We start from the raw sequence: 11,023 nt of genomic DNA, 5'->3' as shown, positions 1-11,023 counted from the left end.
CGACCACCGCGCCTTTGGTCCCCGTGCCTCACACCGCCCGTGCCCGGGGGGGCGTGCGTTTCGGCCCCCCGCGGCCCCCCCCCCCGCGCGGGGGGGGGGGGGGGCCCGGGGGCCCCGGCCCCCCCCCGACCCGCCCCTCCCATCTGAAAGGCGCATCTATGCGTAAGAAGGTAACGGCCCTGTCCGTCCTGGCCGCGGGCCTCGTCCTGGCGGCCGGTGGCGCCGCTGCGGCCGACGACAACAACACCACCGTCACCGGCGGCGACGGCTTCTCGGAGTCCCCGGTCGTCGTGAACTCCCCTCAGCAGGGCCTCGTCGTCTCCAACGGCTCGCTTGTCGACGGCCGCTGCATCGCGCCGTGGTCGAACGGTGCCGTCGGCGTCCTCGGCGGCGCCGCGACCGTCGCGCCGAACTCGCACTACGCCGCGTGCAACACGGCCCCGGTCGACCAGTCGCAGCTCGGCTCGTACACCGGCGGCCTGTTCTTCTGAGCAGTCCTCAGCCTGGCGGCCCGCCGACGCTCGGCGGGCCGCCATCTGCTTTTCCCGCACGCTGCTTTTCCGCACACTGCTTTTCCTGCACATGAAGAAGGCCGGCTCCGCGGCAGGCGGAGCCGGCCTTTGCGGACCGGCAGGCATGTCCTCTACTTGAGAGGCGGAAGCGCCACGGGGGGCTTGCCGTTCAGGGGGTTCGGCAGCATGCGGCCGAAGACGGGGGTCTTGACGACGCCGGACTTCTTCACGCCCTGCGCCGTCTGCTTGACGTTGTCGGCCAGTCCACCCGTGGGCACCTCGGCTGCGTTGGGGAGGGTGCGGGCGACCGACTTCCCGTCCTCGAGGAGGCCCTGTCCCGGCAGGTCCGCGGCGACAGCGGGCGCCGCAGCGCCGGCGACGACCAGGGCTCCGGCCATGAGGGCGGCAGCCTTCAGATTCTTCATCGGGTTCCTTTCATCTCGCTTCCGCTTGGGCTAACGAGTGAAAGGCGCTCCGGGAAACTCCATGGCGGCAAGTTCCCGGAACTCATACATCCTGAATGACCTCGCGGCATTCTTATCGGATTATTCCCCTGAATGAGGGCGTGTTTCCGACACCGTTCACGGCTTCCCGGAAAAAGACGGATAAGCGGCTAGTGTTGCGTACTGAATCCGATGCGTTTATACCGAACTCGAGTTCACACCGTCTGTGACGGGTTCGGAATGTTTCTTCGGAAGGGAAGCCCTGGTCATGCGCATTCCCCTCGGTTCCGTCCCGCGCCGTGCGACGCGGTCCGCCGCACGCGAGCCACACGTCCTGCACGTCACGCAGCCCGTGGAGGGCGGTGTCGCCCGGTTCGTGACGGACCTGGCGGCGGCACAGCTCGCCGCGGGGCTGCGTGTCGCCGTGGCCTGCCCGCGGGGCGGCACCCTGACGGACGCCCTGCGCGCGGCCGGCTGCAGGGTGCTGCCCTGGGACGCGACCCACGCGCCGGGGCCCCAACTTCCCGGCGAGGTGGGGAGGTTGGCACGAATCCTGCGTGAGGTGCGCCCCGACGTGGTGCATGCGCACAGCGCGAAGGCGGGGCTCGCGGCACGGCTCGCGGTGCGCGGCCGCCTCCCGACCGTCTTCCAGCCGCACGCCTGGTCCTTCGAGGCCGCGGACGGCGTCATGGCCCAAGCCGCCCTGCGCTGGGAGCAGTTCGGCGCGCGATGGGCGACGCGCGTCCTGTGCGTGAGCGAGGCCGAGCGGCGTACCGGGGAGCAGAGCGGCATCACCGCCCAGTGGCACGTGATTCCCAACGGCGTCGACACGAGCAGGTTCCGGCCGGAAGGCAGCATCGCCCGGCCCGGCGCGGGCCCCCTCGTCGTATGCGTGGGACGGCTGTGCCGGCAGAAGGGCCAGGACGTCCTGCTGAAGGCCTGGCCCGCCGTCGTGCATCAGGAGCCCGCCGCGCGGCTGGTGCTGGTCGGCGACGGACCGGACGCGGACCGACTGCGCGCCTTCGCGCCCGCGTCGGTGGAGTTCGCCGGTCCGGCACCCGATGCCGCCCCCTGGTACCGGTCCGCCGACGTCGTGGTCCTGCCGTCCCGCTGGGAGGGCATGGCACTCGTCCCGCTGGAGGCCATGGCGTGCGCCCGGCCCGTCCTGGTCACGGATGTGGCCGGAGCACGCGAGAGCCTGCCGCCCGGGCATCTGCCGCACTGCCTGGTCCCGCCGGAGGACCCCGACCTGCTGGCCCGGGCGCTGACGGCGCTGCTGCGCCGCGCACCGCTGCGCGCGGCACTGGGTGCGCAGGGCCGCGCGCACGTGCTCGCCGCCCACGACGTACGGCACACCACGGGCGCAGTGATCGACGTGTACCGCGAACTGCTCGGCACCGTCGCGCCGCCTGTCCTGGTGCCCAACCAGAGCAGGGAGTCCATCACCACATGACCGCGGCTTCAGCCAGGCCCCTGCGGGCTGCCCGGCGCGCCACCGGATGCGGAGCGGTGCCACCGGGCTCAGGGCGGTCCTGTTCGTACGGCCGACGGGGAGCTGAGTGCCGGTGAGCACGTCCCCGACGGCCCTGCCGCCGGCGGCGAGGCCGCTGGCGCTGCCGGTGCTGCGCCGCGTCACGCCGGTCCTGCCCGTCGTGGCGATCGTCCTCATGCTGTGCCTGCCGGCCACACCGGACAGCAGGGTCACCCCCGCCGACGCGGTGTCGGGGCTGGCCGTGCTGTGGGCCGTCGTACGGACCTCGCGGCGGGCGCTGCGCCCCCTGACGAGGACGGCCGCGGTCGTCCTGGGTCTGCCGGTGGTGGGCATCGCGGTCGCCGCGAGCGGGGCGGCGACGCCCGGTGACGCCCTCACCGGACTGGCCCGGTACCTGCAGGCGTTCGTGCTCGTCCCGGTCGCCGTAGTGCTGCTGGTGCGGGACCGGCGCGACGCCCGGCTGGTGCTCTGGTCGCTGGTCGGCCTCGCGCTGTGGCAGGGCGCGATCGGGGTGCACCAGTACCTCACCGGGACCGGGGCCTCGTACCAGGGGGCCGACATCCGGGCGGTGGGCACGTTCGGGCCGACGAACGTGATGGACATGGCCACCTCCGTGGCGTTCGGGGTGGTCGCCGCGACCGGTCTCGCCCTCGGGGCGCAGGCGCGCCGGCAGCGGGTCGTGGCGGCCGCGTGTGCGCTGGTGCTGCTCCTGCCGCTCACGGTGTCCTTCAGCCGGGGTTCCTGGATCGCCACCGCCCTCGCGTGCGGGGCGCAGCTGCTGTCGACCGGGGCACGGCGCGCGGCGAAGGTGTGCGTGACGGCGGTCGCGGCCGCGGTGGTGCTGGCGGGCGGGTTCGGTGTGGGCACGGCGGCACTGCAGGAACGGCTCAGCAGCATCACCCGGGTCACCGACGCACCGGACCAGTCCGTGACCGACCGCTACAGCCTCTGGGCGGCGGCCACCGCCATGTGGCGCGAACACCCCGTGACGGGCGTCGGGCTGAAGGCCTTTCCCGCCTACCGGGACGGGCATGCCCCGCTCGCACTGTCGTCGGGCAGCGACACGGAGGGAGCGGGCCGGGGCTACTGGCGCCAGCCGCTGCTCTCGCCGCACAACATGTATCTGCTGATGCTCAGCGAGCAGGGCCTGCTGGGCCTGGTCACGGTGGCGGGCAGCTGGCTGGCGCTGCTGGTCTGCGCTGTCGGACGGCTGCGGCGTACGGAACGCGCCCCGGACTGTGCCGTCGCGATCTGCGGACTGCTGCTGTGGCTGCTCGTGGACTACGTGTACGCCGACATCGGCGGCCCCAGCGCCACCCTGACGGCCGTGGTCCTGGGACTCGCCGCCTGGTGGGCCCTGGCACCCGACGCGGCACCCGCCACGGCCCGGCCCTCACCGGAGACCCCCCGGTGAGGCCCACACCCCCGGTGGCCCAGCACCAGCCCGCGCCCCCGGCGCCCGAGCCGGGCGCAGCGCACGACTACGACCTGGCAGACACCGGTGCCACCGTCACGCCCCCGGTGCCCGAGCCGGGCACGGCGCTCGGCTCCGGCCCGGCGGACACGGGTACCGCCGTCACTGGCACGGTGCCGGAGCCGGGCATGGCGCTCGGCTACGACCGGGCGGACACCGGGGACGCCGTCGCCCACCTGGCGCCCGAGCCGGGCGCAGCGCACGACTACGACCTGGCAGACACCGGTGCCACCGTCACGCCCCCGGTGCCCGAGCCGGCCACAGTGCTCGGCTCCGGCCCGGCGGACACCGGTATCGCCGTCGCCCACCCGGCGCCCGAGCCGGGTACGGCGCTCGGTTGCGACCCGGCGGACACCGGGGACGCCGTCACCCGTACGGTTCCTGAGTCGGGCTCGGCGCTCGCGGACACCGGTGCCGCCGGGACGGACGCGGCGCCGGAGACGTTCCCGGGGACGGCCTCGGGGCGGTTCCTCGCGAAGGCGACCCTGATCTCCGCCGCGCTGTCCGTGGCCGGGGCGCTGCTCGGGCTCGGCCGGGACCAGGCCCTGGCCCATTTCTTCGGGGCCGGGGCGGACACCGACGCCTTCCTGGTGGCCTGGACCGTGGCCGAGACGGCGGCGACGCTACTGATCGACGCCGGCATGGCGTACGTGCTGGTCCCCGCGTTCAGCGTGGCACTGGCGCGGCGGGGCAGCGTGACGGGAGGGCGTGACCCGGTGCGCGCGCTGGTCGCCGCCTCCCTGCCCCGGCTGTGCCTCGGCCTCGCCGCCGCGGCCCTGGCGATCATGGCGGGCGCACCGCTGCTGGTCTCCCTCCTCGCGCCCAGCCTGCCCGACGCGTCGCTCGCCGCGGACTGCACCCGGCTCACCTCGACCTGCGTGCTGACCTTCGGCCTGGCCGGGTACTGCAGTGCGGCGCTGCGCGCGCACGGCTCGTTCGTCGCTCCGGCGGCGACCTCGCTCGCGCTCAACATCGCGATCATCGCCACCTTGTTCGGCCTCGGCGAACGCTGGGGCGTACAGGGCGCCGCGCTGGGCGTCGCGCTCGGCGGATGCCTGATGATCGCGGTCCAGGTGCCGTCCCTGTGGCGCAGGATCTCCGCGCAGCCCCGCCCGCAGCCGCTGCCCGCGACGGACGGCGACAAAGAGCGTCCGCTGACGCCGGCCCTGGTCACCTCGGTGCTGTTGTTCGTGCTGTGCCGCCAGGCACAGGTGTTCGTCGAGCGCTACCTTGCCTCGGCCCTGCCCGCCGGCGCCATCTCGCACCTCAACTACGCCCAGAAGGTCGCGCAGTTGCCCATGTCGCTGTCGCTGATGATGTGCGTGGTCACCTTTCCGGTGCTGGCGAGGGCCGTAGCCGAGGGCGACCTGCGGGGGGCCCGGGACCGGATGGAGGGCGACCTCGTCCTGGTGGGCTGTCTCGTGCTGCTGGGCACCGCCGTGATCGAGGCCTGCGCGCCGCAGATCATCCAACTCCTGTTCCAGCACGGAGCGTTCACGGCTGCGGACACCGCCGCGACCGCCTCCACGATGCGGGTGTACGCCCTCGGGCTGCTCGGCCACGCCCTGGTGGGGGTGCTCGTGCGGTCGTACTTCTCGGCGGGCCGCGCCACCTGGTACCCGCTGGGTGCGATGGCGGTGGGCCTGATCGTCAACATCGTCGCCGGCGCCTGGGCCGTGGGGTTCTGGGGCGCGCGCGGCATCGCCGCGGCCAACGCCGCCGGCATCACCCTCACCGCGCTGCTCCTGCTGCTCGGGATGGGTGCGCGCAGCGTCCCCGTGTGCGTCCCCCGGGTCGTCGCCGAACTGGCCAAACCGGTGTGGACGGCGCTGTGCGCCGCCGGAGCCGGGGCCGTCTGCGCGCGGCCGTTCGCCTCACCCCCGGCCGCCGTCGCCATGGGCTGCGTGAGCGCGACGGCCGTCTTCCTCGTGCTGGTCTGGGCTCTCGACGTGGCAGACACCCGGACCGTCCTTGCCCGCGCCACGCTCACCGCCCGACGCATCGTCACACGAGGTATGACTCATGGTCGTTGACGTAGCCGTGTCGTCTCCGCACGCCGGCGAACCTGATCACGAACCAGCCGGCCGAGCAGGGCGCAAGAGGGGACCCGCCGCCTGGGTGGCCATGTACCACTCCGTCTCGGACCATCCGGAGGACCCGTACGACATCACCGTCACCCCCGCCCGGCTCGACCGCCAGCTCGCCTGGATGCGCGGCCGCGGCCTGCGCGGGGTCAGCATGCGGGAGCTGCTCGCGGCCCGCGCACGCGGACGGGAGCGCGGACTCGTCGGGCTCACCTTCGACGACGGCTACGCCGACTTCGTCACCGCGGCGCTGCCGGTCCTGCGCCGCTGGCAGTGCGGGGCCACGGCGTTCGTGCTGGCCGGGCTGCTGGACGGCGAGAACGACTGGGACCCGCTCGGCCCGCGCAAGCGCCTCCTCGGCGTCGACGGCATCCGCCGGGCCGCGGCCGCCGGCGTCGAGATCGCCTCGCACGGCCTCACCCATGTCGACCTCACCCGGGTCGGCCCCCAGGAACTGGACACCGAGGTCCGCCGCAGCCGTGACTTACTGGCCGAGCTCATCGACGCCGACGTGCAGGGCTTCTCCTACCCCTACGGCCGGGTCGACGCACAGGCCCAGGCCGCCGTGGGCCGCGCCGGGTACGGCTACGCCTGCGCCATCGCCCCCCACCCCGCCCTCGCCGGCGACCTGGCCCTGCCCCGGCTGCACATCGGGCGGGCCGACACCGCCGCGCGCCTGGAGCTGAAGACGCGCCTCGCCCGTTTCTGCGGGCGGGGTCTGGAGGCACCGTGAAAGAGGCACCGTGAAAGAGGCACCGTGAAAGCCCTGCACGTCATCACCGGTCTTGGGGTCGGTGGCGCCGAGCAGCAGCTGCGTCTGCTGCTCGGTCACCTGCCGGTCCGCTGCGACGTGGTGACGCTGGCCAACCCCGGCCCGGTCGCCGACGCACTGCGGTCCGACGGCGTCCGTGTCGCCCACCTCGGCATGGGCGGCAACCGCGACCTGAGCGCCCTGCCCCGCCTGGCCGGACTGATCCGCGCAGGCGGCTACGACCTCGTGCACACACACCTGTACCGGGCCTGTCTGTACGGCCGGATCGCGGCGCGCCTGGCAGGGGTGCGGGCGGTGCTGGCCACCGAGCACTCCCTGGGCGAGACCCAGATCGAGGGCCGTCGGCTGACCGCGGGCGTCCGGGCCCTGTACCTGGCCGGCGAGCGCCTCGGCCGGACCACGATCGCCGTCTCGCCGACGGTGGCAGAACGGCTGCGGCGGTGGGGTGTGCCCGGTCGTCGCGTCCGGATGATCCCGAACGGCATCGACGCGCCCCGGCTGCGTTACGACGCGGTGCGCCGCGAGGAGGCCCGTGCGTTCTACGGAATCCCCCAGGACGCGTACGTCGTCGGTGGCCTCGGCCGCCTCGACCGGGGCAAGCGCTTCGACCTGCTCGTGCACGCGCTGCACCAACTCCCCGCGGATGTCCGGCTGTTGCTGGTAGGGGGCGGATGCCAGGAGGCGGCGCTGCGGCGCACCGCCCACGACCTGGGGGTCGCCGACCGGGTGGTGCTGACGGGCGAACGGCCGTATCTGCCGGCCCCCCGGGACCGTGCGCCCGCGCTGGCCTCCCTGCTGTCCGCGATGGACGTGCTCGCCGCCCCCTCGGCGGAGGAGTCCTTCGGCCTGGCCGTGCTGGAGGCGCTCGCGGCCGGGCTGCCCGTGCTCTACACGACCTGCCCCGCCGTCGACGACCTGCCCCCGGACAGCGCACCGTGCGCCCGACGGGTCGGCGGCGGCACCGACGCGTACGTCCGGGAACTACTGCGGCTGCGCGCGGCGGGACCCGGCGAGCGTGCCGTTCCGGACGCCGTGCGGCACTACAGCATCGAGCGAACCGCCGGGCAGCTGATGGACGTGTACACGGCCGTGCTGTCCGGCTCAACGTGGAAGTGAGGCCCCGATGTCCGACAGCCCCTCGTCGCCCGTACGACTGCCGCGTCCGATGCTCGCGCGTGCCGGGCGACTGCTGCTGCGGTGGATCATCCCGGCCGGCGCGCTGGTCGGCGCCGCCGCCGGGGGCGTGTACGGAGCGGTGACACCGGCTCGGTACACGGCCACCAGCTACGTCATCGCCGTACCCGCCGACAGGGCGAAGGCCGACTCCGCGACCGCACTCGGCTTCGCGCAGGGGTACGGCCGGGTGGTGACCGACCCCGCCGTGCTCGGGCAGGCGCAGGCGCGGTCGGGGGTGCCGGTGCAGAAGCTGCGCAGCAGCGTCCAGGCCGCGACCTCGCCCGACGCGCCGATGATCGCGATCTCGGCGACCTCCGAGCGCCCCGGCCGGGCCGCCGCCATCGCCAACGCCGTGTCCGGCGCGCTGACCCAGCAGGCCGACCGGACCAGGAAGGACACCGGCGTCGCGCTGGTGGGCCTGTCCCGTGCCCTGACACCCACCGCCCCCTCGTCCGAGTCCCCGGCGCTCACCTCGCTCGTGGGCGCCGGCGCCGGTGGCCTGCTGGGCGGCCTCGCGCTGCTGGCCCGGCCGCGGCGGGCGGCGGTGGACGACGGCACGGGACGGGCGCAGCTGCCGGGCCCTGCTCCCGCCGCCGAGGCCGTGCGATGACCACCGCGTCCGCACCCGCGCTGTCGGTGGAGGTGTGCACCGACGAGGAGACCTTCGCCGGGCTGGCGGGGGAGTGGGAACGCCTGTACCGGGCCTGCCCCTCCGCGACGACGTTCCAGAGCCACGCCTGGCTGCACTCGTGGTGGCTGTCGTACGGGAAGCCGGGCAGGCTCCGGCTGGTCCTGGTGCGTGCCCACGGTGACCTGGTGGCGGTGGCACCGCTGATGCGCCTGCCCGGCCCGTTGCCGGTGCTGGCGCCGATCGGCGGCGCCGTCACCGACTTCTGCGACGTGCTGCTCGACGAGACGGCGGCCGAGCAGGGCGCGGCCGCGCTGGCGGACGCCCTGGCCGGCCTGGCCCGCACCGCCCTGATCGACTTCCGCGAGGTACGGCCCGGCAGCGCGGTGGAACGCGTCTACGCGGCCTGGCACGGTCCGCGCCGGCTCCTGAGCGACTCGGTGTGCCTTCAGATCCCCGCCCTGCCGATGGAGCAGTTGACCAAACGGCTGCCCAGGAGGCGCGCCCAGCTGGTGCGCAACAAACAGAACAAGCTGAGGAAGCTCGGCGTCGAGTGGCGCACCGTGGGCCACCTTGAGGCGGGGACGGCGCTGCGGCGATTGCTGGAACTCCACCGGCTGCAGTGGAAGGGCAGGAGGGTCACCGGCGAGCATCTGCGGCCGCGTTTCCACGACCACCTGTTCCGCTCGGTGGTCGCCCTGGCCCGGTCCGGCGAGGCCGTGGTGCGGGAGTACCGGCTCCAGGACGAGGTGGTGGCCGTCGATCTGAACTTCCGCGCACGGGAGTTGGCGGGGCTCTACCTCTACGGCATCCACCCGGGGCTGCTCGAACGCAAGGCGGACGCGGCGACCATGATGATCAGCGCGGCCGTCGACGACCTCGTCCCCGACGGCGTCGCGGTGCTGAGCTTCCTGCGCGGCATGGAGCCGTACAAGTACCGCTGGGTTCCCGAGACCGTCGTCAACCAGCGTTTCCTGCTGGCCCGCCGGCGCACCGCACCGCTGCTGGCGGCCGCCGTCTGCGGCGCCGCGGCACGGGACTGCGCGAAGCGGCTCCTGAGCCGGACCACCGCCCCGGCCGAGTCCGCCTAGGCGCCTAGTGCGGGTTCCCCGTCCGCCGGCACAGGCCGCAGGGGTGCGGCGGTGGCGTCGTGGGGGCGGGCGGCTGGGGTGTCGGCGCCGTGGAGGCGGGCGGCTGGGGCATCGGGTCCGGGGTGGGACCCGGCGCCGGGCCGTCGGACAGCAGCGCCCGGTAGATGGCGGACGAGCGGGGATTGGCGGAGCACAGCCACACGCCGTGCGGACAGTAGTCGCTGATCGAGTGGTAGAGCGGCTTGTGCTCGTCCATCCACGCGAGCATGCGCAGCACGTACATCGGGTGGTCGCCGTTGCGGAACAGACCCCACTCGGGGTACGAGAACGGCTTGCGGTGCGTCCGCGCGAAGTCGACCTGGTACTGCAGGCCGTAGGGCTCGGACACCTGCTGGTCGAACGTGACGCCTTCCGGCTGGTCGTAGGAGTCCATGCCGATGATGTCGACGACGTCGTCGCCGGGGTAGCACTGCGGCCACGGAACCGCGTCCGCGCCCCGGTTCGGGGTGAAGTCGAACCGGAACTTCTGGCCCGGCACCGAGCGCATGACGGTGACGATGCGCCGCCAGTACGTCTTCCAGTCGGCCGGGTCGGGGCCGCAGCGGTGGGTGTAGGTGATGCCGTTCATCTCCCAGCCGGGCACGAGGATCGTGTCCGGCGCTCCGAGGGCGACGAGCCGTTCGGCGAGCACCCGGAAGTGCTGGTCGAACTCGCCTCTCGCGGCGCGCTGCAGCAGCTGTCCGACCTCGGCGTCCGACAGGTGTGCCTCGTTGCGTTCCATCATCGGGACGTTGACCACGAGGAGCCGGTCGTCCTTGGCGCGCCGCCACTGGGCCCAGCTGTCCAGGAAGTTGTGCGCGCCCTCGATGTTGCTCCACAGGTCGCCGGGCAGATAGGTGTGGCCCACGCGCACCTCGGCGTGGTCGAGCCAGTCGCTGAGGCCCTGGATCTCCTGCACGCCGAGGGGCCCGTAGTTGAGGTACGCGCCGAACGCGGGCGGCAGCGTCGCCGCCCCCGGGGACGGAACCGCCGCCGCGTCGGCAGGGCAGGCCGAGGGGATGGGGCCGGCGGACCGTTCCTGCGGGGACACGGCCGACGGCATGGACCGCGCCACCGGCGCGCAGGGCCGCGCAAGCAGGTCCGCCGCGGAGTCGCCCTTGAGGACCGGGCTGGGAATGAAGGCCGCCGCCGCGCACACGCCGGCGGCGATGAACGCCATTCGCCTCAGGGGCCGGCGGCACTCGGACGTCATTCCCCACTCCTTTGGTGCGGCTATGCCCCAATTGTCAGGGCACAGCCATATATACGCTCATTGCACCAATGGAGTTGAGCGACTCGGCGCCGATCGGCC

General features: G+C 73.7%; 10 protein-coding genes. 8 read left to right on the top strand and 2 right to left on the bottom strand.

The window, feature by feature from the left end:
- Window positions 1-158 precede the first annotated feature (158 nt).
- Entirely contained in the window at window positions 159-491 is a 333-nt protein-coding gene (locus ACFYZB_RS37890) for a hypothetical protein (protein WP_351213033.1), read from the top strand.
- A 152-nt stretch (window positions 492-643) separates the two neighbouring features.
- On the opposite strand, the gene ACFYZB_RS37885 is transcribed toward ACFYZB_RS37890, so the two are convergent.
- Window positions 644-937, bottom strand: coding sequence for a hypothetical protein (locus ACFYZB_RS37885; protein WP_351213031.1), 294 nt, complete (start codon window positions 935-937; stop codon window positions 644-646).
- A 286-nt stretch (window positions 938-1,223) separates the two neighbouring features.
- Between ACFYZB_RS37885 and ACFYZB_RS37880 the strand changes: the two genes are divergently transcribed.
- The 7 genes from ACFYZB_RS37880 (at window position 1,224) to ACFYZB_RS37850 (ending at window position 9,672) form a co-directional block, all read left to right on the top strand.
- Window positions 1,224-2,408 carry a glycosyltransferase gene (locus ACFYZB_RS37880; protein ID WP_388766214.1) on the top strand — a complete coding sequence of 395 codons (1,185 nt, stop codon included), beginning with the start codon at window positions 1,224-1,226 and terminating at the stop codon, window positions 2,406-2,408.
- Between the two features lie 112 nt (window positions 2,409-2,520).
- Window positions 2,521-3,861, top strand: coding sequence for an O-antigen ligase family protein (locus ACFYZB_RS37875; protein WP_388766212.1), 1,341 nt, complete (start codon window positions 2,521-2,523; stop codon window positions 3,859-3,861).
- Window positions 3,858-5,954 carry a lipid II flippase MurJ gene (locus tag ACFYZB_RS37870; protein ID WP_388766210.1) on the top strand — a complete coding sequence of 699 codons (2,097 nt, stop codon included), beginning with the start codon at window positions 3,858-3,860 and terminating at the stop codon, window positions 5,952-5,954. Before ACFYZB_RS37875 ends, ACFYZB_RS37870 begins: the two co-directional genes overlap by 4 nt.
- A 91-nt stretch (window positions 5,955-6,045) precedes the next feature.
- Window positions 6,046-6,738, top strand: a complete 693-nt coding sequence (locus tag ACFYZB_RS37865; protein WP_388766208.1) for a polysaccharide deacetylase family protein — start codon at window positions 6,046-6,048, stop codon at window positions 6,736-6,738.
- 24 nt (window positions 6,739-6,762) lie between these two features.
- The gene (locus ACFYZB_RS37860; protein ID WP_388766205.1) at window positions 6,763-7,893 is read left to right on the top strand and encodes a glycosyltransferase; all 1,131 of its coding nucleotides are present in this window, start codon (window positions 6,763-6,765) and stop codon (window positions 7,891-7,893) included.
- Between the two features lie 7 nt (window positions 7,894-7,900).
- A complete protein-coding gene (locus ACFYZB_RS37855; RefSeq protein WP_388766203.1) occupies window positions 7,901-8,563 on the top strand; it encodes a lipopolysaccharide biosynthesis protein in 663 nt (220 codons plus the stop codon).
- Window positions 8,560-9,672: a GNAT family N-acetyltransferase gene (locus tag ACFYZB_RS37850; RefSeq protein WP_388766201.1), complete on the top strand. Its 1,113-nt coding sequence runs from the start codon at window positions 8,560-8,562 to the stop codon at window positions 9,670-9,672. Before ACFYZB_RS37855 ends, ACFYZB_RS37850 begins: the two co-directional genes overlap by 4 nt.
- Before the next feature lie 4 nt (window positions 9,673-9,676).
- On the opposite strand, the gene ACFYZB_RS37845 is transcribed toward ACFYZB_RS37850, so the two are convergent.
- Window positions 9,677-10,924 carry a glycoside hydrolase family 26 protein gene (locus ACFYZB_RS37845; RefSeq protein WP_388766199.1) on the bottom strand — a complete coding sequence of 416 codons (1,248 nt, stop codon included), beginning with the start codon at window positions 10,922-10,924 and terminating at the stop codon, window positions 9,677-9,679.
- Between the last annotated feature and the right edge of the window lie 99 nt (window positions 10,925-11,023).

This window comes from Streptomyces sp. NPDC001852, assembly GCF_042891825.1.
Classification (GTDB): domain Bacteria; phylum Actinomycetota; class Actinomycetes; order Streptomycetales; family Streptomycetaceae; genus Streptomyces.
The sequence above is the reverse complement of the archived record's forward strand: the minus strand, read 5'-3'. Positions and strand labels throughout refer to the sequence as shown.